This is a genomic window from Pseudenhygromyxa sp. WMMC2535 (assembly GCF_011083025.2).
This window is the reverse complement of sequence record NZ_JABJWV010000001.1, coordinates 527,059-552,299: the sequence shown is the minus strand read 5'-3', so window position 1 is coordinate 552,299 and position 25,241 is coordinate 527,059. Positions and strand designations below refer to the sequence as shown.

Annotated in this window: 22 protein-coding genes; 20 read left to right on the top strand and 2 right to left on the bottom strand. The window is 69.6% G+C overall.

Annotated features, from left to right (window positions below; translation table 11 throughout):
* Positions 1-9: 9 nt before the first annotated feature.
* The 14 genes from G6O69_RS02065 (at position 10) to G6O69_RS02000 (ending at position 17,831) form a co-directional block, all read left to right on the top strand.
* On the top strand, positions 10-291 hold the full coding sequence (locus G6O69_RS02065; RefSeq protein WP_172301842.1) for a hypothetical protein: 282 nt from the start codon (positions 10-12) through the stop codon (positions 289-291).
* Between the two features lie 5 nt (positions 292-296).
* Positions 297-1,907 (top strand): PepSY-associated TM helix domain-containing protein, encoded by a 1,611-nt coding sequence (locus tag G6O69_RS02060; RefSeq protein ID WP_172301841.1) that lies wholly within the window; start codon positions 297-299, stop codon positions 1,905-1,907.
* 2 nt (positions 1,908-1,909) lie between these two features.
* The gene (locus G6O69_RS02055) at positions 1,910-3,196 is read left to right on the top strand and encodes a DUF4374 domain-containing protein (protein ID WP_172301840.1); all 1,287 of its coding nucleotides are present in this window, start codon (positions 1,910-1,912) and stop codon (positions 3,194-3,196) included.
* 132 nt (positions 3,197-3,328) lie between these two features.
* Positions 3,329-5,044, top strand: a complete 1,716-nt coding sequence (locus G6O69_RS02050; protein WP_172301839.1) for a pyridoxal-dependent decarboxylase — start codon at positions 3,329-3,331, stop codon at positions 5,042-5,044.
* Positions 5,041-6,402: a SidA/IucD/PvdA family monooxygenase gene (locus G6O69_RS02045; protein ID WP_172301838.1), complete on the top strand. Its 1,362-nt coding sequence runs from the start codon at positions 5,041-5,043 to the stop codon at positions 6,400-6,402. The genes G6O69_RS02050 and G6O69_RS02045 overlap by 4 nt, the downstream gene beginning before the upstream one ends.
* Entirely contained in the window at positions 6,399-7,679 is a 1,281-nt protein-coding gene (locus tag G6O69_RS02040; RefSeq protein ID WP_172301837.1) for an MFS transporter, read from the top strand. The genes G6O69_RS02045 and G6O69_RS02040 overlap by 4 nt, the downstream gene beginning before the upstream one ends.
* Positions 7,676-8,338, top strand: a complete 663-nt coding sequence (locus tag G6O69_RS02035) for a GNAT family N-acetyltransferase (protein ID WP_172301836.1) — start codon at positions 7,676-7,678, stop codon at positions 8,336-8,338. The genes G6O69_RS02040 and G6O69_RS02035 overlap by 4 nt, the downstream gene beginning before the upstream one ends.
* Positions 8,335-10,218 carry an IucA/IucC family siderophore biosynthesis protein gene (locus tag G6O69_RS02030; RefSeq protein ID WP_172301835.1) on the top strand — a complete coding sequence of 628 codons (1,884 nt, stop codon included), beginning with the start codon at positions 8,335-8,337 and terminating at the stop codon, positions 10,216-10,218. Before G6O69_RS02035 ends, G6O69_RS02030 begins: the two co-directional genes overlap by 4 nt.
* Complete coding sequence (locus G6O69_RS02025; protein WP_172301834.1) at positions 10,215-11,315, top strand: heparan-alpha-glucosaminide N-acetyltransferase domain-containing protein; 1,101 nt, start codon at positions 10,215-10,217, stop codon at positions 11,313-11,315. Before G6O69_RS02030 ends, G6O69_RS02025 begins: the two co-directional genes overlap by 4 nt.
* A complete protein-coding gene (locus G6O69_RS02020) occupies positions 11,312-13,735 on the top strand; it encodes a GNAT family N-acetyltransferase (protein ID WP_172301833.1) in 2,424 nt (807 codons plus the stop codon). Before G6O69_RS02025 ends, G6O69_RS02020 begins: the two co-directional genes overlap by 4 nt.
* A 61-nt stretch (positions 13,736-13,796) precedes the next feature.
* On the top strand, positions 13,797-14,540 hold the full coding sequence (locus tag G6O69_RS02015; protein ID WP_172301832.1) for a hypothetical protein: 744 nt from the start codon (positions 13,797-13,799) through the stop codon (positions 14,538-14,540).
* Positions 14,541-14,554: 14 nt separating this feature from the next.
* Positions 14,555-15,277, top strand: a complete 723-nt coding sequence (locus tag G6O69_RS02010; protein ID WP_172301831.1) for a hypothetical protein — start codon at positions 14,555-14,557, stop codon at positions 15,275-15,277.
* 66 nt (positions 15,278-15,343) lie between these two features.
* The gene (locus G6O69_RS02005; protein ID WP_176396578.1) at positions 15,344-17,200 is read left to right on the top strand and encodes a DUF6345 domain-containing protein; all 1,857 of its coding nucleotides are present in this window, start codon (positions 15,344-15,346) and stop codon (positions 17,198-17,200) included.
* Positions 17,187-17,831, top strand: coding sequence for a hypothetical protein (locus G6O69_RS02000; protein ID WP_172301829.1), 645 nt, complete (start codon positions 17,187-17,189; stop codon positions 17,829-17,831). Before G6O69_RS02005 ends, G6O69_RS02000 begins: the two co-directional genes overlap by 14 nt.
* Positions 17,832-17,909: 78 nt before the next feature.
* On the opposite strand, the gene G6O69_RS01995 is transcribed toward G6O69_RS02000, so the two are convergent.
* Together G6O69_RS01995 and G6O69_RS01990 are read right to left on the bottom strand one after the other, a co-directional pair.
* The gene (locus tag G6O69_RS01995; protein ID WP_217909753.1) at positions 17,910-18,425 is read right to left on the bottom strand and encodes a hypothetical protein; all 516 of its coding nucleotides are present in this window, start codon (positions 18,423-18,425) and stop codon (positions 17,910-17,912) included.
* Positions 18,426-18,438: 13 nt separating this feature from the next.
* On the bottom strand, positions 18,439-19,233 hold the full coding sequence (locus G6O69_RS01990; RefSeq protein WP_172301827.1) for a TetR family transcriptional regulator: 795 nt from the start codon (positions 19,231-19,233) through the stop codon (positions 18,439-18,441).
* A gap of 157 nt (positions 19,234-19,390) precedes the next feature.
* Between G6O69_RS01990 and G6O69_RS01985 the strand changes: the two genes are divergently transcribed.
* From G6O69_RS01985 to hscB, 6 genes are all read left to right on the top strand, one after another.
* Positions 19,391-21,604 carry a hypothetical protein gene (locus G6O69_RS01985; protein WP_172301216.1) on the top strand — a complete coding sequence of 738 codons (2,214 nt, stop codon included), beginning with the start codon at positions 19,391-19,393 and terminating at the stop codon, positions 21,602-21,604.
* A gap of 224 nt (positions 21,605-21,828) precedes the next feature.
* Complete coding sequence (locus G6O69_RS01980; protein WP_176396577.1) at positions 21,829-22,410, top strand: MerR family transcriptional regulator; 582 nt, start codon at positions 21,829-21,831, stop codon at positions 22,408-22,410.
* Positions 22,407-23,627 carry an IscS subfamily cysteine desulfurase gene (locus G6O69_RS01975; protein ID WP_172301825.1) on the top strand — a complete coding sequence of 407 codons (1,221 nt, stop codon included), beginning with the start codon at positions 22,407-22,409 and terminating at the stop codon, positions 23,625-23,627. Before G6O69_RS01980 ends, G6O69_RS01975 begins: the two co-directional genes overlap by 4 nt.
* A 181-nt stretch (positions 23,628-23,808) precedes the next feature.
* Complete coding sequence (gene iscU, locus G6O69_RS01970) at positions 23,809-24,198, top strand: Fe-S cluster assembly scaffold IscU (RefSeq protein WP_172301824.1); 390 nt, start codon at positions 23,809-23,811, stop codon at positions 24,196-24,198.
* Positions 24,199-24,319: 121 nt separating this feature from the next.
* The gene (locus G6O69_RS01965; protein WP_346016994.1) at positions 24,320-24,706 is read left to right on the top strand and encodes an iron-sulfur cluster assembly accessory protein; all 387 of its coding nucleotides are present in this window, start codon (positions 24,320-24,322) and stop codon (positions 24,704-24,706) included.
* Entirely contained in the window at positions 24,678-25,241 is a 564-nt protein-coding gene (hscB, locus tag G6O69_RS01960; RefSeq protein ID WP_172301823.1) for a Fe-S protein assembly co-chaperone HscB, read from the top strand. Before G6O69_RS01965 ends, hscB begins: the two co-directional genes overlap by 29 nt.

The following is a 25,241-nucleotide window of genomic DNA, read 5'->3' as shown; positions in this document are numbered from 1 at the left end:
TGAAGAACGATGGAGAACCCCTCCAAGCAACGCCTGGGCTGGGAGGCCGCGGGCTCGCTGCTCGGCGCCTTCGTGGCCGCGCTGCTGATCTGCTTGGGCGCCAATGCCTGGTTCCCTCCAGGCGAGGCGGGCATCGACGCGATCGTCGTCCCCGGGGTGTTCTTCCCGCTGATCTGGCTGGCCTGCGCGCTGGCTCTCTATGCCGCCCCCAACCAACGCCGCGCCCGCGCGGTGGTCGGCGGCGCTGCGCTGCTGAGCCTTGTCGCGGTGGCCTCGCAGCTCGGAAGCTGACGACGATGAGCGAGCACGCCAAGGACGCTCTACGCCGGCCACGACCGCGGCTCTATGTGCTGCATCGCTGGATCGGCCTGGTCCTCGCCGTGGTCGGCACGCTGGTGTTCTTCAGCGGCGCGCTGGCGACCTTCGCCGCGGAGATCGATCGCTGGGCGTCGCGCGAGCACTACCCGAGCGTCGACGCGATCGCCGACTTCGACTTCGACGAGGCCGTCGCGCGCGCGGCCGAAGAGGTGGACCCGCGCTTTCACGAGAACATCGACGCCGAGCAAGAGCCGGGCGAGCCGCTGCAATTTCACTTCTACCGGCTCGAGGACAGCGGCGAGTGGGCGGGGGTCGGGATCGACATGGACCCGCGCACCCTCGAGATCCTGGATCGCCGCGAGGGCGGGGTCGACGAGGTCTGGGGCGTGTCCCCGCGCCACGCCCTGGCGCGCTTCGTGATCGACCTGCACGTGCTGCTGCTGTTGCCGCGGACCTTGGGCCTGCTGGCCACGGGGCTCGTGGGTCTGGGCCTGCTGATGCTCGTGGCCAGCGGGGTGTGGGTTCACAGGCCGACGCGGGCCAAGCTCGCGCGCAGGCCTCGGCGCAAGCGCCTGCGCCTGTGGGTCGGCGACCTGCACACCTTGGTGGGCTCGTGGACGCTGCCCTTCACGGCCGTGCTGGCCATGACCGGGGCCTTCTACAGCCTGTCGTCGACCGTCCTGCTGCCAGGGGTCACCGCGGTCGCCTTCGATGGCGACGTCAACGCGATGTACGAGACCCTCTACGGCGAGGCAAAAGTTCCCCCAGCCGAGGGGTCGGCTGCTCCAGAGAGTCTCTATCGTGACGCGCGAGCTCGCAGCGAAGGGGCGAGCTTTCGTAGTTTGGGCCTGCACGCGTGGGGTGGGGCAGGCGCACATGCGATGGTGACTCTCGAGCGCAGTCGGCCCCTCGCTGGCGGTGAAGTCCTCTACTACCTCTACGAGGGGCACGGAGGCGAATTTTTACAGGCCAAGCCCGAGTTCGGCGGGCAGCCCTCGGCGGGCGGATCGCTGCTGCGCCTCGTCGACGAGCTGCACTTCGGCACCTTGTTGGGCCTGGCCACGCGCGCGGCGTGGTTGCTGCTGGGCCTGGCGACCTGCGGGCTGTCGGCGACGGGGCTGCTGATCTACACGCAGCGCCAGCGTAGGGCCGAAGCGGGGGGCGAGGGCGACACCGGCACGCTGCGCCTGACCCGGGCGCTCGCGGTCGCGATGTCCGCCGGGCTGCCGGCGACTGCGGCGTTGGTCCTGGCGGCCTGGGCCCTGGGCTACGGCCTGGGCGGCGACGCGGTCGGCGAGCTGATGTGCGCGGGGCTGGTCCTGGGCCTGGGCCTGACCGCGACGATCGGCTGGCGCCTCGAGCTGCGGGCCGCGCTCGCCCTCGTCACCGCCGCCGCGGGCCTGGGCTGGCTCGTGGCCCCCTTGCTCGTCGCCCTGGCCAACGGCTGCGCGCCGCTGCGGGCCTGGTCCCAGGGCGAGTTCGCGATCAACGCGACTGGCGATCTCATGGCTGTCGCGCTGGGCGTGGGCTTGCTGGCCCTCGCCCGACGCCTGCGTACCCCCACACCCACCCCCCAAGAAGCGAACTGACCATGACCATGACCTCCAACACCGACACCTCTCGGGCGCTGCGCGTCCTCGGCCTCGCCGCGCTGACCTTCGCAGCCGCGCCGGCGCTGGGCTGCTCCACGGACGCGGGCGGCGACGACCAGGACGAAGACAGCGATGGCGAGGGCGAGAGCGGCGAACAGGCCTGGGAGGGCGGCTACGTCCTGTCCTCCGTGGTGATCAGCGACGTCGGGCGAACCACCTACTTCTCCGTGGTCCCCGAGCTCGACGGTCACATGACCAACGAGGACGCGATCGAGATCCCCGGCAACGCCGTCTACCTCGTCGAGGGCCGCAACCTCTACGTGGGCATGGCCGAGGAGCCGACCTGGGTGAAGTTCGAGATCGGCGACACCGGCGAGCTCAGCGAGCTCGGGCGCATGAGCCTGGCCAACTACGGCCTCGGGGCCATCGACTACGGCAACGCCATGGTCGACGAGACCACCGCGGTCTCCGTGTCGAGCACCTCGCTGCTGGCGATCGTCTGGAACCCCTCGACGATGACGATCACCGGGACCGTCGACCTCTCGCACCTCGAGCGCGACGGCTACGACCTCGAGAACTGGACCACGACCACGGGCCCCGACGGCATGGTCTACATCCCCGGACGCTGGGCTGACTGGAACGGCGCGCGGATCCTCCAGGAGGTCTCGCTGACCATCGTCGACCCCAAGGCCCTCGAGGTCGTCGCGGTCGCCGAGGACGATCGCTGCGCCAGCGGCGGGCGGCCGGTGTTCGACGCCGCGGGCAACGCCTACGTGCTCGGCGACGGGCGCAACTACTCGGCGCAGATGTTCGAGAACGCCGGGGCAGGGGAGGCCGCCGACAACTGCCTGCTGCGCATCCCCGCCGGCGAGACCGACTTCGACGCGGACTACTACTTCTCGATCCCCGAGCTGACCGGCGGGCTCGAGGCGATCACCGAGCTCGGGACCGCCGAGCAAAGCTCGGGCGTGGGCTTCTTCAAGATCTTCGACCCCGCGCAGCTGCCCGAGGGCGTCGAGCCCGTCGACTTCACCTTCTGGGACTCCAACGCCCACCAGACCTGGCGCATCGAGCTGGGGGATCAGCCCACGGTCGAGGCGGTCGAGGGCGCGCCCTTCTCGGCGATCGGCTTCGCCGCGGTCGCTACCGACGGTCTGCTCTACGTGGGCGAGACCGAGGACGCCGGGGCCAACACCGTGGTCTATCAGATCGACCCGACGACCAACGCCATGACCGAGGCCTTCTCCATGGATGGCTACTTCTACGGTGTGCACGCGCTGCCCTGAGCGCGTCCGCGCTGACCCGAGCGCTCTCTAGAAAGTCACCGCCCCTCTTCGACCGCGAGCCTGCCTCGGACCCCGCCCACCCGCGGGGGCCGACGCGGCGTCGCGACGTGTTTGTACGCCCTGGAGTCTTCGATGCAGCCGCAGCCACAGCCCAAGCCCGAACCCTCGCCAAAACCTTCGGCTTCGCCCAAACCTTCGGCTTCGCCCAAATCTTCGGCTTCGCCCAAACAAGGCGCGAGCTCGCGGGCCGCTCAGCCCTCGAGCCCGCGGCCGGCGGATGGGGGAGACGCGGAGCCGAGGGTCAGCTGGGCCGGATCGAGCGAGGGTCTGGCGCGCTTCGTCACGGATCTCTCCTTGGCCTCGCTGTCGAGCTTTCATCGCCCCGACGGGCCGCTGCCCTCGGGCTCGGCCCTGGAGGTGCTCGAGGTCGCGATGGCCGAGCTCGGCGCGGCGGAGCTGCCCGAGGTCGGGATCGGCGAGCGCGAGGCCCTGACCCGCGTCGCCGACGTGCTCGCGCGCCACGGCCTGGACCTGACGCACCCGGCCGCCGTCGCTCACCTCCAGCCGCCGACCCTGGCCCTGGCCACGGCCGCCGACGCCCTGGCGAGCATCGTCAACGCCTCCGTCGACACCTTCGACTCGGGGCCCTCGGCGATCGCCATCGAGCGCTGGGTGATCTGCGCGCTGACCAAGCTCGCGGGCCTCGGCGCGCGCTCGGGCGGGGTGATGACCCCGGGCGGCTCGATGTCCAACCTGCTCGGGCTGATGCTCGCCCGCGACGCCGCCGGGCGGCGCCTGGGCGTGGACATCCGCCGCGAGGGGATCGCCAAGATCCCCGGCCCGGTCGTGCTCTGCTCGGCGGCCGCCCACTTCTCCGTGCACCGGGCCTGCGCGGCCCTGGGTCTCGGCGAGGACGCGGTGATCCCCGTGCCCGTGGATCGCTGCCGACGCATGGACGTCCAGGCCCTGCGCGAGCGCCTCGATGCCCTGGGCAGCGATCGCACGCCGGTGGCGATCGTCGCCACGGCCGGGACCACCGACTTCGGCACCGTCGACCCGCTCCCGCAGCTGGCCGAGATCGCCCGCGCGCGCGGGATCTGGCTGCACGCCGACGCGGCCTATGGCTTTGGCGCGCTCTTCTCCCGCCGCCTCGCCCCGCGCCTGCAGGGCATCGAGCTCGCCGACTCGATCACCTTGGATCTGCACAAGATCGGCTGGCAGCCGGCGGCCGCGAGCGTGCTGCTGGTCGCCGACGTCGGCTGCTTCGGCTCGACCGAGCGCAACGTCGAGTACCTAAACCCCCTCGACGAGGCGCGCTTCGGCTACTCGGGCCTGCTCGGGCGCAGCTTGCAGACCACGCGCCGGGCCGACGCCCTCAAGGTCGCGGCGACCTTCCTGGGCCTGGGCCGCGAGGGCCTCGAGCGCATGGTCGACGGCTGCCACGAGCTCGCCCGCTACGCCCAGGCGCTGATCCTCGACGAGCCCGAGCTCGAGCTGGTCTCGGCCGCCGAGCTGACCACGGTGGTGTTCCGCTACCGCCCGCCGACCCTGGCCGACGAGACCACCCTCGACGAGATCAACGCGGCGATCCGCCTGCGCCTGCTCGAGTCCGGCGAGGCGCTGATCGGCCGGACCAAGGTGCGCTCGCAGAGCTCGCAGGTCGATCGCCTCTGCCTCAAGTTCACGCTGCTCAACCCCCGGACGAGCCGCGCCGACATCGACGCCCTGCTGGCGGCGGTGGTGCGCACGGGCCGGGACATGGCCGTCACCGCGGGCAGCTCCGCCAACGACGGCGCCTCGAACCCTCTAAACCCCCGGATCTCCAACACCGAAGGAGCGCGATCATGACGACCCTGCGCGATTCCAACGCCCCCCACGACCTGCTGGCCATCGGCTGCGGGCCCTTCAACCTCGGCCTCGCCGCGCTGGCCTCGACCGTCGACGAACTCGACTTCGTGGCCCTCGACGCCAGCGCGGAGCTGCGTTGGCACCGCGGCCTGATGTTCGACGACGCCCGACTCCAGGTCAGCTTCCTCGCCGACCTGGTCTCGATGGTCGACCCGACCCACCCGCTGTCCTTCCTCGCCTACCTGGCCGACGTCGACCGCATGTACCCCTTCTACGTGCGCGAGCGCTTCCACATGATGCGCCGCGAGTACGAGGACTACCTGCGCTGGGCGATCGCCCGCCTCGACAACATCCGCTTTCAGACCGTGGTCGAGCGCGTCGAGTGGGACGCGACCCGCGAGCGCTTCGTGCTCGCGCTGCGCGACGCCGAGGGCAAGGCCAGCGAGGTCGGGGCGCGCAACCTCAGCGTGGGCATCGGCACCCAAGGCTGGGTCCCGGACTGCGTGCGCAGCGTGGACAGCAAGCGCTGGCTGCACTCGGGCGAGTACCTCGATCGCCTCGCCGAGGTCACGGCCGCGCCGCGGGTCACGGTGATCGGCTCGGGCCAGTCCGGGGCCGAGGTCATGCTCGACCTGCTGCGCCGCCGCCCCGGGCCGCGCACGGGGATCAGCTGGCTGACCCGGACCTGCGCCTTCGCGCCCCTGGACTACACCAAGCTCGTGCTCGAGATGACCACGCCGGAGTACGTGAAGTACTTCCACGCCCTGCCCGAGGCGACCCGCGACGCCCTCGTCTCCAGCCAGTGGCGCCACTACAAGGGCATCTCCACCGACACCCTCGAGGACATCCACAACGAGCTCTACCGCCAGGCCGTGGAGTACGGCCACCCCGACGTCGAGCTGCGCCAGACCGTGGCCATGCGCGAGGTCCACGAGCTCCCCGACGGCAGCCTGCGCCTGGTCTGCGAGCACACCGAGACCGGGGTGCGTTTCGAGCACGAGACCGACCTGCTGATCCTCGCCACGGGCTACCGCCACCGCCAGCCCGACTTCCTCGCGCCCCTCGAGTCCGAGCTCGTGCGCGACGCCAGCGGGCGCCTGTCCCTCGACCTCGACCACGCCGTGCACACCTCGGCGCAGATCGGCGGGAAGATCTTCGTGGTCAACGCCGACATCCACACCCACGGCGTCGCGGCCCCGGACCTGGGGATCTGCGCCTACCGCAACGGGCGGATCATCAACACGGTGCTCGGCCGCGAGCGCTACCGTTTGCCCAAGCGCACGGCCTTCACCCGCTTCGGCACCGGCGACCTCGCCGGGGCCGTGCGCGCGGACCTGCGAGGAGAGAGCGCGGCGTGAGCTCGGGGGTCAGCCCGCGGCGTCAGCGTGACTTGCTGATCGCCACCACAGCCGTGGCGGTGGTCACCGACGCCACGCTGATCCCCTTTTACCCGCGGCTCTTCGCCGAGGCCTTTGGCGTCGCGGATCCGCAGCACGTCGGGATCTATCTGGCCGCGACCTGCCTGATCGTGATGCTGGTCCTGCCGCTGTGGGCCCGGCTCGAGCGGCGGTTCACGACCTTGCAGCTGCTCTGCGTCGGCCAGCTCGGCGCCGGGCTGCTGGCGCTGGCGAGCTTCTCGACCACGCAGCTGTGGATGTTTTGGCTGTGCTCGCTGGGGATGATCGTGTTCAAGGCCAGCTACCTGCTGGTCTACCCCTACGTGATGCGCATCGAGCCCAAGGCGCGCCACGCCGACACGATCGGGCTGCTCGCCGTCATCGTTCACCTCGGGGGGATCCTCGGGGCGACGATCGGCGGCTGGGTGCTCGAGCACAACGACCCGCGGGCGGCCTACCTGGTCATGGCCGCGGGCGACTTCTTGCAGATGGGCGTGTCGATCGCCTTGGTTCGCCGCGGCGCGCGGGTGCCCGAGGTCACGCTCGAGTCCGAGTCCGAGCTCGAGTCTGGTTTGGCGCCAACGACCACGGTGCCCACGGCCTCGTCCACGCCCGCGTCCACGCCCGCGAAGATCTGGGGCCTCGGCCCGCTCGCCCGCCTGGGCGTGATCATGGTCGTGGTCTACTTCAGCGACTACATCTTGCGCCCCTTCTTCGTCGAGTACTGGAGCGCGCGCACGAGCCTTGGCAGCGAGCTGATCGCCGGCTGGATCTACGCGATCCCGGCGCTGGCCTCGCTGCTCGCCCTCGCGGCCCAGCGCGTGGGCTGGAGCCGCTCGTGGAGCCTGTCCACGGTCCTCGCCCTGGTCTTGCTCGGCGTCCTGCTCCAGGCCGTCCCGCACCCCGCGGCGATCATCGGCGGGCGCCTGGTGTTCGGCTGGGCCGCGTTTCGGGGCATCGTCGACCTCGACCTGGCGCTCTTCGAGATCAGCCCGCCGGAGCGCTACGCCGAGGACTTCAGCCGCATGAACCTCTGCCAGCAGGGCGGAGCGCTGGTCGCGTTTTGGGCCGCGGGCGCGGCGGTCTCGGCCGGCGGCCTGACGCTGCCCTTCTTCGTGGCGGCCGGGGGCTTCTTCATCGCGATGGCGATCTTCGCCGTATTCGGCGGGCGCTTCATCTCGGCCGCGCCGGCGGGCGAGGTCCTCGACGCGGGCGCGACGGTGGAGGTGGGGGCGTGAGCGCGGGTGCGGGTGCCGAGCGTCGCGGGGCAGGCGAGGTCCTCGACGCGGGCTCGTCGTCGTTCGAGGTCGAGCAGCCCGGCGTGGGCCGGTTCTCGCTGCGCGAACTCGAGATCCCCGGAGACATGGCCACGGTCCACGACTGGGTCCGCCGCGACTACGCGCGTTACTGGGGCATGCAGGGCCTCGACCGCGCGGGCGTGACCGCGGCCTACCGCGAGATCGTGGCCCCGGCCCACGTGCGCGCGCTGATCGGCAGCTTCGCCGGGGCTCCGGCCTTCTTGACGGAGCTCTACTCGCCGATCGAGGAGGCCTTCGCGGGGCTCTACGACGCCCGGCCCAGCGACCGTGGGCTGCACATCCTGCTCGCGCCGCCGCCCCTCGAGACCGAGCGCATCCCGGGCTTCAGCCGCGCGGCCTTCAAGACCGTGCTCGACCTGCTCTTCGCCGACCCCGCCGTCGAGCGCATCGTCGTCGAGCCGGACCAGCGCAACCACAAGATCCGGGCGATCAACCGCGCCTTTGGCTTTCGCGAGATCGGCCCCATCGACCTGCCCGCCACGCCCACGGCCCCGGGCAAGGTCGCGATGCTGTCTTTTTGCACGCGCGAGGACCTGAGCCGGGCCCTCGCGCGGGCCTCGGAGCATGAGCCGCGATGACCAACCTCCCCGTCCAAGCTTCTTCTTCGGGTCCGTCGGACTCTCTGGCCCACCTGCGCCCCGAGCCGTGGCGCGCGGCGACTCGGGCGATGGTCGCCAAGATGATCGCCGAGTTCAGCCACGAGCGCCTGCTCGCGCCCGCGGCCGTGGGCGACGGGAGCTACGCCCTGGTCGCCGAGGCGCCGGGGCGTCGCTACACCTTCGTGGCCCGGCGCTGGGGCCTGGATCACTGGGAGGTCGACCCGGACTCGATCCAGCGTCGCCAGCATGAAGCTGGTCATGAAGCCGGGCTCGACCTCGACGCCCTCGAGTTCGCCCTCGACTTCCGCGAGACCCTGGGCCTGGCCGGGGATCAGCTGATCGCCTACCTCGAGGAGCTCAGCGCGACCCTGGAGGGCGACGCCTACAAGCGCTGCAACCAGCGCGAGGACGCGGCGACCCTGGCGACGGCCGACTTTCAGACCGTCGAGACGGCGATGACCGCCGGCCACCCCTGCTTCGTGGCCAACGCCGCGCGCCTTGGCTTCGACCTCGACGAGCGCCGGCGCTTCGTGCCCGAGGCCGCGGTGCCGATGCGCTACCTGTGGCTGGCCGGGCGCCGGGATCGCGCGGCCTTCCACGCCATCGAGGGCATCGACTACGCCGACTTCATCACCGAGGAGCTCGGCGCGCAGGAGCGGGCGCGGCTCGAGGCCGAGCTCGGCGCGCGCGGGCTGGATCCGGCGGACTATCTGCTGATCCCGGTCCACCCCTGGCAGTGGCGCAACCACCTGTGCACCGCGCTGGCCGGGGATATCGCCCGCGGCGAGCTGGTCGCGCTGGGCGAGGGCGAGGACCGCTACCAGCCGCAGCAGAGCATCCGCACCGCCTTCAACCTCAGCCACCCGCGGCGCTGCTACATCAAGACCGCCCTGGGCATCGTCAACATGGGCTTCGTCCGCGGGCTCTCGCCCTACTACATGGAGGCCACGCCGGCGATCAACCAATGGGTCGACGAGCTCGTGCGCGGCGACGCGACCTTGGCCGAGTGCAATTTCGAGATCCTGCGCGAGCTCGCGACCGTCGGCTACCGCAGCCGCAGCTACGAGCGCGCCGGGCCGCGGTCGAGCCGGCTCAACAAGCTGGTCGCGGCGCTGTGGCGCGAGAGCCCGCTGCGCCGGGCGGCCGAGGGCGAGCAGTTCATGACCATGGCGGCGCTGCTCCACCTCGACCTCGGCGGGCGCTCGCTGCTCGCCGAGCTGCTCTCGCACCACGCCCTCGATCCCGAGGCCTGGCTGCGCCGCTACCTCCACGTCTACCTGCGCCCGGTCCTGCACTGCTACTTCGCCCACGAGCTCGTGTTCATGCCCCACGGCGAGAACCTGATCCTCGGGCTGCGCGGAGGCATGCCCGCGCGCGCGCTGATGAAGGACATCGGCGAGGAGGCGCTGGTCTTCCGCCCCGCGCACACCATGCCCGAGGCGGTCCGGCGCATGGCCGTGGACTTCCCCGAGGACGAGCGCTCGCTGCACATCTTCATGGACGTGTTCGACTGCTTCTTCCGCTTCCTGGCGCCGATCATGGCCGACCAGTGCGGTCTGTCCGAGGTCGTGTTCTGGCGCGCCGTGGCCGAGTGCGTCGAGCAGTACCAAGACGACCACCCCGAACTCGGCGAGCGCTTTGCGAGGGACGACCTGTTCGCGCCGCGCTTCATGCTCTCGTGCATCAACCGGCTCCAGCTGCGCAACGCTCGTCAGCTCCTCGACCTCGGGGATCCGGCGTCGAGCCTGCGCTTCTCGGACATGGTCGCCAACCCGCTCGCGGACTTTCGCCCGCCCGCCGCGACCGCAGCCGCGACCCCGACCGCAGCCGCAGCCGCGGGCAATGAGGAGCGACCTTGAGCGGGGCAGACACGGCCCCGAGCGAGGGCGCGCGGCGGCTCGGGCGGGTCGAGACCATCGACGTCGGCCGCGGGCTGAGCGTGGTGATCATGATCATGGTCCACACGCTGTGGATGTACGGCAGCGTCGAGACCCAGACCGAGTCGGGCCTGGGCATGGCCTTGCACTTCTTGGGCAAGGGGACGGCCGCCTTCCTGGTCGCGATGGGCTTTTCCTTCATGCTCTCCCGCGACCAGAGCGTGACCGGGCCGATGCGCCGCGGGCTGATGTTGATGGCCATCGGCTACGCCATGAACCTGCTCAAGTTCGTGGTCCCCGCGGCCCTGGGCCTGCTCCCCGACGCCTTCATCGCGGCCTACGGCTGGACGCCGCCAGCGCGGCCCGATCAGCTGCTCTACATGCTGATGACCGGCGACATCCTCCAGCTCGCCGGGCTGTGCTCGATGATGATGGGGCTGATCCGCAGGTGGTCCGCGGGCAGCAAGTACTGGCTGCTGGTCTGGGCCGCGGTGTTCGCCGCCGGCACCCACCTGCTGCGCGGGCTACACGTCGGCGTGGCGGGGATCGACGGCGTGCTCGACCTGCTGTGGGGGACGCAGTGGAACGTCTACTTCCCGGTCTTTCCGTGGTTCGCCGCGATCTTGTTCGGGATGTTCCTGGGCGCCGAGTTTTGCGAGCACGGCGACGAGGACCGCCTGTTTCGCCGCGGGCTGGTCTATGGCCTGTGCCTGATCGTGCCTGGCGTGGCGCTGATCGCCGCGTGGCCGCAGACGCACTTCGTCGACTTCTTCCACCTCGGCTTCGGCGGGATCATCTACCTGATCGGGGTCAACCTCGTGGCGCTGTGGGTCGTCCACCGGCTGATCCGCAGGCGCGAGCGCGGGCGCCTGCGAGCGCTGCTCGACTACGCCAGCGCCCGCGTGACCTCGCTCTACGTGATCCAGTGGGTGGTGATCTGCTGGGGCATGAGCGTGGTCGGCTACCAGACCCTGGGGACCTGGGGCGTGGTCGCGGCGATCCCCCTGACCTCGATGTTGAGCTTTGGGATCCGCGTGCTCCTCGACGAGGTCGCGGCGCTGTGGCGGGGGCGGCCATGAGCCGGCCGCGGGCGGGCAAGGCCCGGCGCAAGGACCCGGCGGTGTTTCGCGTCGCGCTCCCCGGCTTCGGCGAGGTCCGCCTGCGGCCCTTCGTGGTCGAGGCCGACGCGGGCTTCTTGCACGACTGGGTCAACCGCGACTACGCGTTCTTCTGGGGCCTCCAGGGCGCGAGCCTGGCCAAGGTCGAGGAGGAGTATCGGCGGCTGCTGGCCCCCGAGCACTACGAGGTCTTCGTCGGCGAGTTCGAGGGCCGCCCGGCCTTCGTGCTCGAGCGCTACGATCCGCGCCAGGACCTGATCGCCGCGCACTACCCGGTTCAGCCCGGTGACCGCGGCATCCACGTGATCGTCGCCCCGCCCACCGGCCGCAAGATCCCCAACTTCACCTGGCATTTGTTCGAGGCGATCCTCGAGTTCGTGTTCGCCGACCCTGCGGCCGAGCGCGCCCTCGTCGAGCCCGACATCCGCAACAAGAAGATGTTCACCCTGTGCGAGCGCGTGGGCTTCGAGACCGAGCGCGTCGTCGAGCTCCCGCACAAGACCGCCCAGCTCGCCTTCGTGACCCGCGCCCGCCACCTCGAGATCCGCGCGGCCGGCGAGCCCCAAAAACGCAGCGCCATGAACCAAGCAGACAACGTCGTCAGCCCCCAGCAGTCCGTCCGTCACCTCAGCCGCGAGCGCTGGGAGCGAGCCAACCGAGCCCTGGTCCGCAAGGCGATCTGCGAATTCACCCACGAGCGTCTGCTCGAGCCCCGCGTGGTCGAGCCGCTCGCCAGCGGGCGCTCGCGCTACGAGCTGCGCAGCGCCGCGGGCGAGGCCTACACCTTCGTGGCCAAGCGCCTGCCTCTGGACCACCTGAGCATCGAGGCCGCGTCGATCCGCACCCTCGCCGAGCCCAGCGCCCCCGTCGACGCGCTGCGCTTCATCGAGGCCTTTCGCGCCGAGCTGGGGATCAGCGACAAGCTCATGCCCCTCTACCTCGAAGAGATCCTCAGCACCCTCCAGGGCAGCGCCTTCAAGCTCGCCAAGCAAAACCCCTCGGCCCGCGAGCTCGTCGACGCCGACTTCCAGACCATCGAGCAGTCGATGACCGAGGGCCACCCCTGCTTCGTGGCCAACAACGGGCGGATCGGCTTCGACAGCGCCGACTACCGCTCCTACGCTCCCGAGGCCGGCAACTCCTTTGCCCTGATGTGGCTCGCCGGCCACCGCCGCCGGGCGGTCTACGCCGGGACCGAGGACCTGCCCTACGAGACGCTGATCGCCAGGGAGCTCGACGCGGACACGCGGGCGGCCTTCGCCGAGCGGATCATCGCCGCCGGCCGCGACCCCGCGGACTACCTGTTCATGCCGATCCACCCGTGGCAGTGGTTCAACAAGCTGACCTCGGTGTTCGCCTCGGAGATCGCCTATGGCGACCTGATCTGCCTGGGCTACGGCCCGGATCAGTACCTCGCCCAGCAGTCCGTGCGGACCATGTTCAACGTGTCTCAGCCCGAGAAATTCTACGTCAAGTCGGCGCTGTCGATCCTCAACATGGGCTTCATGCGCGGGCTGCCGCTCTACTACCTGGGCACCGCGCCCAAGATGGCGGTGTGGCTCGAGCAGCTGCTCTACAGCGACCCCTACATCGAGGAGACCGGCTTTCGCATGCTCGGCGAGATCGCCTCGGTCAGCTACGTCAACCCCTACTTCGAGCGCTTCGGGCCGCACGACGACTTCAACAAGATGCTGGCCGCGCTGTGGCGCGAGAGCCCGACCAGCGTGATGCAGGAGGGGCAGCAGGCCATGACCATGGCCGCCCTGCTCCACGTCGACGACGAAGGCGAGGCCCTGCTGCCGGCGATGATCGCTGCCTCTGGGCTGTCGACCGAGGACTGGCTGGCGCGCTACTTCGAGGCCTACCTGGCCCCGCTGCTGCACTGCTTTTATCGCTACGACCTGGTGTTCATGCCCCACGGGGAGAACCTGATCCTGGTCATGGACGGCCACGTCCCGGTCCGCGCGCTGCTCAAGGACATCACCGAGGAGGCGGCGATCCTCTCGCCCGAGGTCGAGCTGCCCGAGGGCCTCGAGCGCATGCACTTCGAGGTCCCCGAGGACGTCAAGGCGCTGTCGATCTTCATCGACATCTTCGACGACTTCTTCCGGCTGATGGCCGCGGTGCTCGAGGAGACGGCCGAGTTCGCCGCCGAGGACTTCTGGGCCGCCGTGGCCAGGAGCGTGCGCGCCTACCAGGCCCGCTTCCCCGAGCTCGGCGAGAAGTTCGCTCGCTACGATCTGTTCGCGCCGAGCTTCACCTTGTCCTGTCTCAACCGGCTGCAGATCCGCAACCACCGCCAGATGATCGACCTCGACGAGCCCGTGGCCAAGCTCCAGTTCGCCGGACAGATCGCCAACCCGCTGGCGGATTTTCGCTGACCGGCGGCGGTGAGCGCGGGCTGCGGGCCCGGCGGGCGCTCGCCCGCTATGCTTGGCGCTCGTGCTCTGGAGCTCTCTCGCGCTGACGCTCTCGGTCCTCGTGTCGCGGCCGGCGACCGGCGGCGAGGAGACGGGGGAGGCGGGACGAGAGGCGGCGCGGCGCGGGCCGGAGACGGAGGCGGAGGCGGCGAGGGGCCGCGAGGCGGGCGATGAAGACTGGCGGATCCGCGGTGGTTGGCTGTCGATCGCGCCGATCGGCTTCGCCCTGCCCAGCCCCGGGGGCGACGTGGCGACGCTGCGCCAGGCCGTGGCCGGCGGCTACCGCTGGGGCTTCTCGGCCGGCTTCAGCCTCGAGCCGCGCCCGCACCTGCTCGTCAACGTGACGGGGAATTTCGACCAGACGATCTGGGTGTTCCGCAATTTCGCGGGCTACGAGCTGTGCTTCGCGGGCGACTGCTACGGCTGGACCGAGCGCGGCCTCGGTCAGCTGATGCGCCTGGGCGCGAGCTTGCGCCTGGGCTACGTCGATCGTCACCTGCTCGCCTGGGCCCAGCTCGGGGCGCACGTGGGCGTGTCACGGATCCATCTCGACTGTGACCATAGCCGCGAGGCGCACTGCGATCGCCGCGAGACCGACGTGGGGCCTGGGGTCTCGGGCGGCCTGGGCATCGCCGCTCGGCTGACGCCTCGTTTTGCGCTTGGCCTGGAGGGGGGCGTCGACCACAGCTGGCTCGATCGCCGCGACGATCCCTTCGCGGCTGCGCGCTGCCTGAGCCTCGCGATGATCGCGGCGCTGCGCTTTTAGGCTTACCCTCGGTCGTGGCCGACGATCCGATCAGCGCGTGGGAGACGATCGCCGCCGAGGCGAGGACTCTGCGTGGCTCACCGGACGAGACCATCACCAGGCTGAGCGCGCGATCCGAGTCGGTCGGAAGCACGGGCCGGGAGCTGCTCGAGCGCTACGAGCACGAGCTCGAGCGCATGCGTCGAGATCACGACCTGCGGATCGGCCAGCGCACCCGGGTGTTCGTGTTCCTGGTGATCGGGGCGCTGGCGATGGGCTTTCCGCTCTACGAGCAGGCCCACTTTCAGTCGCGGACCAGCGCCGAGGCCTACCCGCTCTACCTGAGCTCTCTGGCGCTCATGCTGCTCAGCTTCCTCGGCCTGGTGGTGTGGGCGCGCGAGTCCTTGACGCGCACGCGGATCAACCGCCTCGTCGTCGCCACCGTACTGGTCACGCTGCTGAGCAACATTGCGATGTTTGCCGGCGCGTGGGCCATGGGGGTGGCGCCGGTGCAGATCGTGACGCAGCTGTTCTTGCTGATGGGCGCGATGGTGATCCTGCCCTCGCTCTTCGTGGATCGCCGGATCATGGTCAGCGCTGGCGGCTACCTCGCTGGCTTCGTGCTGGCCGTGCTCTTCCCCCAGTGGCTGTTCGTGCTGGTCGCCGGCGTCAACTTGGTGTTGATGCTGGTCGTGCTCGTGGCGTGGTGGCCCGAGCGCTTGCGCGGAAAGATCCCGGAGCGGGACTATCGGGCCTGATCCGGCGCTCGAAGCCCGCGGTGTCTGAAGATTGACCGTCTCGGGTGCGCGCACTAGCATCGAGGCATGGCCGGGTGCGCCTTCGCTAGAAGTCACTCGCTACTTCTCCTGGTCGGCGCTCTCGGGTGTACGGAGACCCCCCTATCGAGTGTGGGCTCGACCGCCGCTGAAGAGGTGGGGGAGGGCGAGGCCACGGACCAGGGCGAGGATGACGGCGGCCTGCCCAAGGCGGGCTACGCGAGCTTCTTCATCGGGGAGAGCACCAAGTTCGACGGTGGCGGCAAGTGTGACGCTGCCAACCTCAACACGGTCACCAGGACCTTGCGCAATCGTCTCGACGATGCGGGCTGGTCTGGCCTGCGCTTCGTCGACGACAACAGCTGGCCAGAGGACTTCATCGAGGCGGAGATCGTGCTGGGGGGTCTCGACGGGAGCTACGGCGACGCGGCGACGCTCGCGGTCTATGCGGGTCACGGCGACGTTGGCTTCTTGAGCTGGGGGCGGCCCTCGGACACTGGGTTGTGCTCCTTGAGCATCCCGCCTGTAGCTCGCCTCGGGCGCATGTCTGGCGGCCAGGCCAAGGTTGCGATGTTCCTGACTTCTTGCACGTCACGGCAGGATCAGGCCTGGGAGGTCTATCGCTTCAACGCGTTTCGACACGTCATGGGCTACCACAACTCCCCCTATGTTGGTCCCGACGAGGCGCGCAAAGTCTTCAAGCGCATGCAAGACGGCCAGCCTTCGGTCTATGCCTGGCTCGACGAGATGGAGCAGAACGGCGCACCGGGCAAAAACTCGCCAGTAGCGATGACCATGGGGGACTCGGGTCCCGAGGCCGAGGCGGTGCATCCCTTCACGAACCTGGCATCGGGCGCGGGCTTTGACGTCGACGTGGGTGAGCCCGCGGGGGGCTACTACCTGGAATGGCTCAACAACGGCTGCACGGTCAGCTGTGGCAACTGTGCGGACGCGTCTGGGGCCAGTCCTGGGGCTGGTCTCGACATCGAGCTCGTGGGGGAGCGGGCGCCGCTGTTGAAGATGACTCGACCCAAGCGTGAGGCGAGCGAGATCCATGCGCGAGCGAGCGCGGCGATCCTCGCGCTCGCGGGGGCGCTCGGCCAGCACGACAGCGAGCGCCTCGAGCGTTGGGCGCAGGACATCGCGGCTACCGGGGATGTTGCCTATATCGCCCTCGACGCCGCGGCGATCGATCTCAGCTACGACCCGCGGATGGATCTCTTGCGAGTCACGAATCGCGGCGCCCTCGCCCGGGCGCGCCCGAGCGCGAGCGCACGAGAGGGTGCACTGGCGACCACGGGGCTCGACATCGGCGAGGCGGAGCTACTCGCTAAGAGCGTGCGCGATCAGCTGGAGCCTGCGCTGGCGGGGGGGGAGCCGTGGTCGGAGGCCGTCGCAGTGTCCACGCGCGAGGTGGCCTCTGGGGTCGGATCGGCGCTGAACTCGACTCCCTTCGAGTATCGCTTCTCGGTCGGGCGCAGGCGTGGTGAGTTCGAGATCTTCGGCGCTGAGCTGCGAGTCGGCGTGACGCGCCTGGGGGAGCCGAGCTCGATCCTCGTCTCGGAGGTCGAGGTCGAGGCCGTCGACACGCTGAAGATCGAGCGGGATCCCACGCAAGCTCTGGCGGCGCTCGAGGCGACGATCTTGGCCTCGGAACCGGCGCTCAGCGAGCTCGAATTCGACGTGGCGCGGATGGGCTACGCTCTCGCAGAGGATGAAGACGCGGCCCTCGTCGAGCCCAGCTTGCTCGTGGGCTATGTGGGGATCGTGCTTGGCTCGCAGGGCGATCGGGTCGTCACCCGCCGCGTGCCGCTGCGCTTGTCGCTGATCGATCCTGCGAGCGTCCCCGAGCGCCTCGCCGCCGCCGACGTGCCCGACGCAGGAGATCCCCGTGACCCGCGCTAGCATCTTCATCGTGTTGCTCTCGTCTGGCTGTGGCTTCAACCGGACGCAAGAGGGCCTGGAACCTTGCCGCTACGAAGCGACGCCGCTGAGCGCGGAGGACCTCGCCCCCTGGGAGACCGTGCTCGCGGATGACTTCGCCGAGCTCGTGGGACCCTACGAGGGCACCTGGACGTGGGCCGAGAACGACGAGTCGGTGACGCTGGCCGACGCGGGGCAGGTCCTCGCCGCCCGCGCCACGTTGAGCGTCGACCTGGACAGCGTCCGCAGCGTCGAGCAGGTAGGGGATCGCTGGGGCTGCAAGCCGATGTGGATCGAGGTCGACGGTACGCTCAGCTTCGTCGAGGCCAGCGACTCCGAGCCGTTGATCCTCTCGATCCCCGTGACGCTCACACGCTCCGAGGACAGCGCTCAGTATATTGCGCTCCCCGAGATCGACCCGATCGAGGAGCATACGGACAAGATCATCCCCCACCCGGAGCCCGAGCTCGACGTCGAGGGCCTCGCCGGGCGGGCCATCTGGGGCCAGGAGGGGGAGGGGTTCTACGCGGAATTCCGCTATGGCGGCCAAGTCGAGCTCACGGATCACTCCTCTTGGATCCTCGACGTCGAGGTCGCCGAGTTCGTGCAGTGAGCCCGCAGCGCGAGCCGGCCGCGGCGCGAGCCGGCCGCGGCGCGAGTCGGCCCGCCGTACCATCAGTGTGGCCGGCCGTCAGTGCGGCCGCGGGAAGATCGTCACGTCCCGCTTGGTGCCGTCGGGCCCCGCGTGGGTGATCGCGTGGTGCAGGGGCACCACCGCGCCGTGCTCACGGCCGAGGCGGATGAGCTCGTAGGTCTCGGCCCCGGACTCGCGGCGGAGATCGACGATCACCTCCCAGTAGGGCTCCTCGCCCTCGTGCTGCTGCATGATCTCGATGATCCGGCTGCAGCCGTGGTTCCAAAACGTCTCCTTGATGGCGAGGCGCTCACCTTCTTGGCTGGTGAAGGTCACCTCGGTCACGGCGATGTCCGTGGCCTCGATGTCGTCGAGCAAGCTGGCCGCGGCGTGCTGGGGGATCCAGTCGACGTCGCCAAAGAGGTCGTCGGGCTCGCTCGCGCCCCCGCCAAAGAACTCGTCGAAGTCGACCTCGCGCGTGCACCACTCGTCCGCGTCATGGAGGCGGTAGCGGAGCGTCACCTTGGGTTGCTCGAGCATGCTGAGCTGATCTTGTGCGGTCGCGGTCGTCATCATCCACCTCTTCTCAGGGGCTTGGGGTTGGGCGCTCGTCGCCAGGGTCGGCGCTGCGGTCCTGGCTTTGGGCACGGGCTTCGTCGAGTTTGTTTCGGCGCTCGCTGAGCTCTACGGCGAGGGCCTCCACCTCTGGGGTCAGGAGATCGATCTGCGAGGCCTTGGCGCCCCAGCCGAGCAAGATGGTGCGCAAGGCGATCGGCGCGAGGCGATCGAGCTCGACACCGGCGACACCAAAGCGGCCGAGCTTGCGCAGCTGGAGCACGCCCTGCATGCCCGCCCACAAGATCACGCCGCGCTCGCGGCCGTTGCCCTCGTCGAGGGCGCCCGCCTTGGCGGCGCCGTTGATGAGCTCGGTCAGCGTCAGCTGCAGGCGGATCAGCGCGGGGACGATGGGCGCGGCGGCCTCGGTGGCCAGGAACTCGCGGGGGTCGCCGATCAGCGTGCTGATCAGCCCGTACTCGGCGGGGCGACGCTGGGCGAAGCCGATGTAGACGTGACAGATCGCAAGCAAGCGACGCATGGCCCGCTCGTCGGCCGGGTCGTCGGCGCTCGCCGCAGCGTCCCGCTCTTGCAGCCAGTCCTGCGCGGCCTGCAGGTCCTCGCCGATGCGGTCCATGATCCGGTGGAGCAGCGCGACGAGCAGCGCGTCCTTGGAGCGGAAGTAGCGGTACAGAGCGCCGACCGCGTAGTTGAGCTCCTTGGCCAGACGCTGGATCGTCAAGGCCTCGAACCCTTCGGTCTCGAGCAATCGAAGCGCGGTCTCTACGATCCGCTCGATGGTGGCTTCCCTGCGCTTCTCTCGCATGTTGGACCGGCTTCCTGAGCGAACTCAGTTCACCACTGTGCTGGAGTTTCGCAGGTGTGTCAATGCTTGCACGCCTGCGGTCGTTGTTTCGCTCCTAGATCCTGTATTCTCTCGCTCTATGCGCACTTCCCGATGTGCCAAGACGCTCCCGCTCCCGTTGACGCTCGCCATCAGCCTCGCGCTTCCGCTCGGCGCCGGCTGCAACAAGAAAGACGAGGCGGCCGAGGGCGAAGGTGGAGCCAATGCAGACGGCGCGGCCGATGGCGAGGCGCAAGCGGACGAGCCGGCCGCCGACGAGGCCAAGCAAGCGGGCCTCGCTCAGTCGGCGCTGGCGCCGACGCCCGCAGCCGGGCCGATGACCAAGCTCGACGATCTCCTCGCGCTGGCACCCAAGGGCGAGTCCTACGAGGTCGTCGGTGTGATCCGCGACGCGGGCGTCTTCCTCGATTACGTCGACGAGGGCACGCGCTTCAGCGAGGGGCCGATCAAGCAGCTGGCCGCGGCCGCGTCGAAGAACGACGACCTCAAGCAGTTCGCCGGACTGAGCATGGCCTACCCCGCGGTCAAGGCTCAGTACGCGCTGATCAAGGACAAGATCGGCAGCAGCGGGATTAAGCTCGACCACGGCATGCTCTTCGCCGAGGCCGACTCCCGCAACTACCTGATCTACGCGGCCGACCGACCCGAGGCCCTCGGCGAGCTGATCTCCGCCTTCGACCAGGAGGCGGGAAAGATGACCTGCAAGAACACCGAGGCCGCGGGCTATGTGGTCTGCGCCGACAGCCAAGGTGATCTCGACGCCTACGTCGCGGCCGGTGAGGTCGGCGCGACGGCCATGCGCGCGCGCTGGACCGCGGGCTTGCCGGGCGTGGACCTCGAGCAGTCCAACATCGTCATCGAAGCCGAGGACGGCCTGGTCGCGATGCAGACCCCGCCGGGCCTGACGGTGATCAGCGTGGCCGCGCCCATGGACGACGCCGAGTTCGCGGAGATCGGCCAGACGCTCACGCCCGCCCAGGGCAAGCTGCTGGGCAGCGTGCAGCCCGGGGCCGGCTTCGTGTGGGCCAACGTCAACCGCCAGGTGGTCAACGCCCAGCTCGACTCGGACATGTCCGACGCGCCCAAGGCCGTCCAGGACATGTTCACCAAGGTCAACGGCGAGCTGCTGCTCGGCGGCCACTACGAGCCGGCGAGCGTGGCCATGCAGTTTGGTCTCGACAGCGACGACGACTGGGCCGGGGTCGCCGAGGCCATGGGCGGCGAGGTCAAGAACATCCGCAAGGGCCTCGAGAAGGACATGAAGGTCGAGGGCGGCAAGTGGAGCGTCGACATGGTCGGCATCCCCGTGGACGGCAAGCAGGTCGACGCGCTGCACGTGGGGCTCTCGGGCGTGCCCGAGGCCGACGTGCTCGCGGAGCTCACCGGCCTGACCATCGACGGCTGGGTGTTCGCGGCCGACGACGCCCTGCACGTCGCGCTCGGGGCCACCCCCGAGGCCATCGGCCTGGTCGCCACCGGGGTGGGCAGCGGCGCGAGCGAGGGCCTGCGCGCCTACCTGCCCCCGACGCTGACCGCGGCCTACGAGGCCAACCAGGTCAGCATGATCGCCCACTTCCCCCTCGACGCGCTCCACGGCCCCAAGAGCCGCCAGCTGATCCGCACCTCGCTCAAGAACGTGGAGGAGGTCAGCCCCGAGCTGGTGCTCTCGTTCTTCGACCTGATGGCGCCGCTGTCGAGCGGGACGGTCTGGATGACCCACAACGGGGGCAAGGTCCAGGTCCACATGGCCGTGCAGGGCATCGGCCACCACGCGGATCAGGAAGGCAAGGACGCGCTCGCGGCCGCGGCCGCCGTGACCGCGGGGACCGAGCCGGCGGCCGCCTTTGGGCCGCTCGTCGACAAGTACCCGAGCTCGCCGCGGCTCGCCTCGTACAAGGCCCGCGCCGGCCAGGCCGAGACCGCGCTGGTCGCCTCGGGGGTCGGAGCCATGGTCGCCACCGGCGTGCTCGCGGCGCCCTTCATCCTCGACGCCGAGCGCAACACGGCGATGCTCGAGGAGCTCGACATCGAGGAGGGCGCGGCCGACAAGGCCAAGGAGGAGTCCAAGAAGGACACGGCCGACAAGCAAAAGGACACGACGCCGACGCCCGCGGACGACGATGACGACGACGAGAGCGCGCCGACGCCGACGCCTCCCACGCCGACGCCGACGCCTCCCACGCCGACCCCGACCCCCGCCGGTGATGACGATGGCGGTGACGAGGACGAAGGCGGCGACGAGGGCAGCAGCACCAAGCCCACGCGCCCGCAGATCATCCCCAAGAACACCAACGACGACAGCAAGGACAGCAAGCCCAAGCGGGTCCGCTGAGCTGACGCGTTCGCGAAGAGGCGCGCCTCCAGCTGGGCTGGGGCGCGTCTTTTTGCGTCTGCTGGGGGAACCGTGGCGACGTGGGCGCGGCGCCGGGCGAAGGCGCGCTCAGCTGCCCAAACACTCACGTGTGGCGTAGCTTTGTGCTCGTGGACGCTTGACAGGCTGGACAACCTTCGTCATTGTCGTCCCGCACTCAAACTCCAACGTCAGGGTGAGGTTCAGTGAACGACTTCGAGAGCAGCCTGGTCAAGGCGGTAGACGCAAGCCGCGCGGAGACCGCAAGCGGAAAGCGCGCAAAGCGCATGAAGATCGGTCAACTGGCCCGCAAGACGGGGAAGACCGTGCGAGCCCTGCACCTCTACGAGGAGCTCGGCTTGCTCTCGCCGGAGCGATCGAGCGGAGGCTTTCGCCTCTACGGCCCGGACGAGCTGGCGCGAGTGTACTGGATCAGCAAGCTCCAGGACATGGGCTTCAAGCTGGCGCAGATCCGCGGCCTGCTCGACGCGGTCGCCGCGTCGAATTCTGCGCCCAACGCCATGCAGGGCGTGCGCGAGCTGTTTCAAAACAAGCTCAGTGACACCCGAGAGCAGATCCAAAAGCTCCTTCAACTCGAGCGCGACATCGTCGAGAGCCTCAGCTACCTGGAGGCCTGCCGCAACTGCGACGCCCCCTCGACCCAGTCTTGCGCCGAGTGCGGTGAGGAGCGCCACAACGGCCTGTCCGAGCCCAAGCTGGTCGCCGGCATCCACATCAAGCGCGGCGAGGCCAAGGGCGGCAACAACGAAGAGATCCCCAGCCCATGACCGTCAAGACGCCCATCTACATGGACTACGCCGCGACCTGCCCGGTCGACGAGCGCGTGCTGTCGGCGATGCTGCCCTACTTCACGGAGCACTTTGGCAACGCCGCGAGCCGGACCCACAAGTTCGGCTGGGTCGCCGAGGAGGCCGTCGAGAACGCGCGCAAACAGGTCGCCGGGCTGCTCAACGCGAGCGCCAAGGAGATCGTGTTCACGAGCGGCGCGACCGAGTCCAACAACCTGGCGATCAAGGGCACGGCCGAGTACCTGCGCCAAAAGGGCAACCACATCATCACCTGCGTCACCGAGCACAAGGCGGTGATCGACCCTTGCAAGTACCTCGAGCGCAGCGGCTGTGAGGTCACCTGGCTGGGCGTCGACGCCCAGGGGATGATCGACTTCGACGAGCTCGAGCGCGCGTTTCGGCCGGAGACCATCCTGGTCTCGCTCATGACCGCCAACAACGAGACCGGGGTGATCCAGGACATCGCCCGCATCGGCGCGGCCTGTCGGGCCCGCAAGGTCTTGTTCCACACCGACGCGGTCCAAGCCTACGGCAAGATCCCCCTCGACGTCGAGGCCATGAACGTCGACCTGCTCAGCCTCTCGGGTCACAAGATCTACGGGCCCAAGGGCATCGGCGCGCTCTATGTCCGCCGCCGCAAGCCGCGGGTTCGCCTCGCGCCGCAGATCCTCGGCGGCGGCCACGAGCGCGGCAACCGCTCGGGCACCCTGGCGGTCCCGCTGATCGTCGGCCTCGGGGCCGCGGCCGAGCTCGCCGCCAACACCATGGCCGACGAGTCCACGCAGATCCTGGGTCTGCGCGAGCACATGCGCGAGCGGCTGTGCGCGGAGATCCCCGAGAGCATCGTCAACGGCTCCGTCGAGCGCCGCCTGCCCGGCACCCTCAACGTCAGCTTCGCCTACGTCGAGGGCGAGTCGCTGCTCATGGGCCTCAAGGACGTGGCCGTGTCCTCGGGCTCGGCCTGCACCTCCGCCAGCCTCGAGCCCAGCTACGTGCTGCGGGCCATGGGCCTCAACGACGAGCTCGCGCACTCGAGCCTGCGCATCACCATCGGGCGCATGACCACCCGCGAAGAGGTCGACTACGTCGTCGACCGCATCAAGGAGCAGGTCGAGCGCTTGCGGGCCATGTCTCCGCTGTGGGAGATGGTCCAAGACGGCATCGACCTCAACTCGATCGAGTGGACGGCGCACTAGGAGCCCGTGGTGAAACCCAACACGACACCTGGCTTGGTCTTTTCGCCGAAGGCTTTGTCGCCAAAACTTGCAGTACGCCCGGTACAGCGGCGTTTTGGCTCCGCACCCTCGACAAAAATCCCGGCGCCAGGGGCCGCGCTGGGTTCCACCACGGGCTCCTAGCCCCAAAGAGAGAAGCATCATGGCGTACAGCGACAAGGTCATCGACCACTACGAAAACCCGCGCAACGTCGGCTCCCTCGACAAAGGAGACGAGGGCGTCGGCACCGGCATCGTCGGCGCCCCGGCCTGCGGCGACGTGATGAAGCTGCAGATCAAGATCGAGGGCGACGTGATCACCGACGCCAAGTTCAAGACCTACGGCTGCGGCAGCGCGATTGCGAGCTCCAGCCTGGTCACCGAGTGGGTCAAGGGCATGAAGGTCGACGAGGCCATGCAGATCAAGAACAGCCAGATCGCCGAGGAGCTGTCCTTGCCGCCCGTGAAGATCCACTGCTCGGTCCTGGCCGAGGACGCGATCAAGGCGGCGATCGCCGACTACCAAAAGAAGCGCGGGCAGGGCGGCGAGTAAGCCGCGCGCCTGCGCACCCCGCCCAGTACCGCCCGCCCAGCATCGCCCCGCCCGCCGACTTGCCGAGCGTAGCTCGCCGGCTTAGTGTCCGCGGGCCCTGGGGCACCTCTAGGAGCCAGACGTGCACGCGCAGATGACCAGCTCAGACAGCCAGCCGACGACCACGAGCGAGCGCCCCAAGCTCGACGTGAGCGCGCGCGCGGCCAAGATCATGCACGAGCAGCTGGTCAAGCGCGGCACCCCCGAGGCGGCGATCCGCTTCGGGATCCGCGGTGGCGGCTGCACGGGCTACAGCTACGTGTTCGAGTTCTCGGACAAGGCCCCGCGCAAGAACGACCAGGTGTTCGAGTTCGACCTCGGGGTCCGGATCTACGTCGACCCCAAGAGCATGGTCTACCTCGAGGGCACGCGGATCGACTTCGAGACCGGCATCCGCGGTCACGGCTTCAACTTCGACAACCCCAACGTCAAGAGCGATTGTGGCTGCGGAGAATCGGTCAGCTTCTGAGCGCGAGCTCCCGCCCTTCGACCCCGGCCTCGATCACTTCGCGCGCTTGGGTCAGGCGCGGACCATGGACCTCGACGGTGACGCGCTCGAGCGCGCCTACCTCGAGCGCTCGCGGGAGGTCCACCCGGACCGCTTCGCGGCCGCCGACGCGGGCACGCGGCGCCTGGCCATGGAGCACAGCGCGGCCCTCAACGCGGCTTATGCCGCGCTTTCCAAGCGGATCTCCAGGGCCGAGTACCTGGTCAAGCTCGGCGGCGTCGACCTCGACTCGAGCGACCCGAACACCGGCGCGCCGCACCCCGACCAGGCCTTCCTGATCGACATGATCGAGCGCCGCGAGCAGCTCGCCGAGCTCGCGGGGGACGAGGACGGCCTCGACGAGCTGCGCGAGCAGGTCGAGGACGAGGGCAAGCGGGTGCTGGCGGCGGCCGAGGCCGCGCTCGCCGAGCAGGACACCCGCGCCGCCGCGGCCCACCTCGTTCATCATCGCTACCTGCGGCGCTTCCTCGCCGAGATCGACGCGCAGCTCGACTGA

Excerpts from the sequence above, each read along its gene's own strand:
- G6O69_RS02060 (WP_172301841.1), top strand. The coding sequence starts at position 297 with ATGAGCGAGCACGCCAAGGACGCTCTACGCCGGCCACGACCGCGGCTC.
- G6O69_RS02050 (WP_172301839.1), top strand. The coding sequence starts at position 3,329 with ATGCAGCCGCAGCCACAGCCCAAGCCCGAACCCTCGCCAAAACCTTCG.
- iscU (WP_172301824.1), top strand. The coding sequence starts at position 23,809 with ATGGCGTACAGCGACAAGGTCATCGACCACTACGAAAACCCGCGCAAC.
- G6O69_RS01990 (WP_172301827.1), bottom strand. The coding sequence starts at position 19,233 with ATGCGAGAGAAGCGCAGGGAAGCCACCATCGAGCGGATCGTAGAGACC.
- G6O69_RS02055 (WP_172301840.1), top strand. The coding sequence starts at position 1,910 with ATGACCATGACCTCCAACACCGACACCTCTCGGGCGCTGCGCGTCCTC.
- G6O69_RS02005 (WP_176396578.1), top strand. The coding sequence starts at position 15,344 with ATGGCCGGGTGCGCCTTCGCTAGAAGTCACTCGCTACTTCTCCTGGTC.
- G6O69_RS02065 (WP_172301842.1), top strand. The coding sequence starts at position 10 with ATGGAGAACCCCTCCAAGCAACGCCTGGGCTGGGAGGCCGCGGGCTCG.
- G6O69_RS02020 (WP_172301833.1), top strand. The coding sequence starts at position 11,312 with ATGAGCCGGCCGCGGGCGGGCAAGGCCCGGCGCAAGGACCCGGCGGTG.
- G6O69_RS01995 (WP_217909753.1), bottom strand. The coding sequence starts at position 18,425 with ATGACGACCGCGACCGCACAAGATCAGCTCAGCATGCTCGAGCAACCC.
- G6O69_RS02045 (WP_172301838.1), top strand. The coding sequence starts at position 5,041 with ATGACGACCCTGCGCGATTCCAACGCCCCCCACGACCTGCTGGCCATC.
- G6O69_RS02030 (WP_172301835.1), top strand. The coding sequence starts at position 8,335 with ATGACCAACCTCCCCGTCCAAGCTTCTTCTTCGGGTCCGTCGGACTCT.
- G6O69_RS01975 (WP_172301825.1), top strand. The coding sequence starts at position 22,407 with ATGACCGTCAAGACGCCCATCTACATGGACTACGCCGCGACCTGCCCG.